Below are 1,708 nucleotides of genomic sequence, written 5' to 3'. Positions count from 1 at the left end.
GCATTGGTTTTCGACTACATTGTCGTCGGTGGGGGTTCGGCCGGATGCGTGATGGCGAGCAGGCTTTCCGCCAATGGAAATCGCGTGCTCCTCGTCGAGGCAGGTCCCGATACCCCACCGAACGCTATCCCTGACGACATCCTCGACGGCAGTCCAACGCGTGCCTATCTCAATCCTGATTATCAATGGCCGTCACTCGAGGTGACCATGGTGCGGGATGGCCGCAAGCCCGTTCATTACGAGCAGGCCCGGGTTATCGGCGGCGGCTCAAGTATTAATGGCCAGGTGGCCAACCGAGGTGCTCCCGAAGACTACGATGAGTGGGCCTCAAGCGGTGCAACGGGCTGGGGTTGGGACGAGGTTCTGCCCTACTTCCGTCGCCTTGAATGCGATTTGGATTTCGACGGCGAATTTCACGGCAAGGAAGGCCCCCTGCCAATTCAGCGTGTTCGGCAATCAGACTGGTCCGGCTTTATTCGAGCGGTGTCCAAAGCATATGACGCCCTGGGTATTCATTTCAGACCGGACTTCAATGGTGCATGGGGTGACGGCTACTCTGTCGTTCCGTTGACCAACCGCAACGGTCACCGGGTGTCCGCTGCCATGGCCTACTTGTCCGAAAGCGTCCGCTCTCGGCCCAATTTGACTATCTTGTCGGAAACGACAGTGGTGCGCCTGACCTCGTCAGGGTCCGCGATAACGGGCGTCGAGGCGGAAAACAAGTCCGGCCGGCAATCGTATCGCGCTTCGACCGTGGTGCTCTGCGCTGGAGCGATCCATTCACCCGCAATATTGATGCGCTCAGGGATGGGCCCGGCAGGGCAACTGGCAAAGCTCGGTATTCCCGTTGTTGCAGACTTGAAAGGTGTGGGCCAGAACCTTCAGGAGCACCCGGCGATCTGCGTTTCGGCCTATCTGAAGCAGGGCGATCGCATGTTACCTGATGTGAGCGGGCATATCCAAATGCATGCTCGCTACTCGTCGGGTTACGATGGGTGCCCTTCGACGGATATGGTAATATCAGCCGCTGCCAAATCGGCCTGGCATCCGCTCGGCAAGCGCCTCGGCACCCTTTGTGTGTGGGTCAATCGCAGTTATTCGACAGGTACCATCGTGCTCAAGGATCGCTCTCATGCCGTAGAGCCGGAGGTAGATTTCAACTGGTTGAGCGACAAGCGGGATGTCGAGCGATTGAAGCAGGGCTTCCGTTTGCTGACCCGCCTGATGCAGCAAGATCCACTGTCGGCGGTGGCGCTTGACCCGTTTCCGTCAACTTGGAACGCACGAGTGAAGCGGGTTAGCAAGATCAATAGCATCAATTACGGACTTACCTCGGTTCTGTCGCTGTTCATGGACAGCTCTGCGCGCCTGCGCCGCAGGCTAATCAAGCACGTCATAACAGATGGTTCTAGCATTTCAGATCTGATTAATGACGAGCAGCATCTGGATCGGTTTATCAGTCAGAACGTTATGGGCAATTGGCATCCGACGTCGAGCTGCAGGATGGGGGCAGACTCCGACCCTACTGCGGTGACCGATCCGTCGGGACGCGTTCGCGGCGTCTCCGGTCTGAGGATTGCCGACGCTTCGGTCATGCCATTCTGCCCCCGGGCCAACACAAACATTCCCACGATCATGGTGGCTGAGAAGATCTCTGACGCAATTTTGAAGGAAGAGCTGGCCGTATCCGCGCATCCGAAACCGACTG

The 1,708-nt window shown here is 57.8% G+C and carries 1 protein-coding gene; it reads left to right on the top strand.

Annotated features, from left to right (window positions below; all coding sequences use genetic code 11):
* Positions 1-3 precede the first annotated feature (3 nt).
* The coding region (locus NKJ01_RS36110) for a GMC family oxidoreductase (protein WP_352735352.1) at positions 4-1,708 on the top strand (1,705 nt) is incomplete at its 3' end.

This window comes from Mesorhizobium sp. M0276 (assembly GCF_040321755.1).
Lineage (GTDB): Bacteria > Pseudomonadota > Alphaproteobacteria > Rhizobiales > Rhizobiaceae > Mesorhizobium.
The sequence above is the reverse complement of the archived record's forward strand: the minus strand, read 5'-3'. Positions and strand labels throughout refer to the sequence as shown.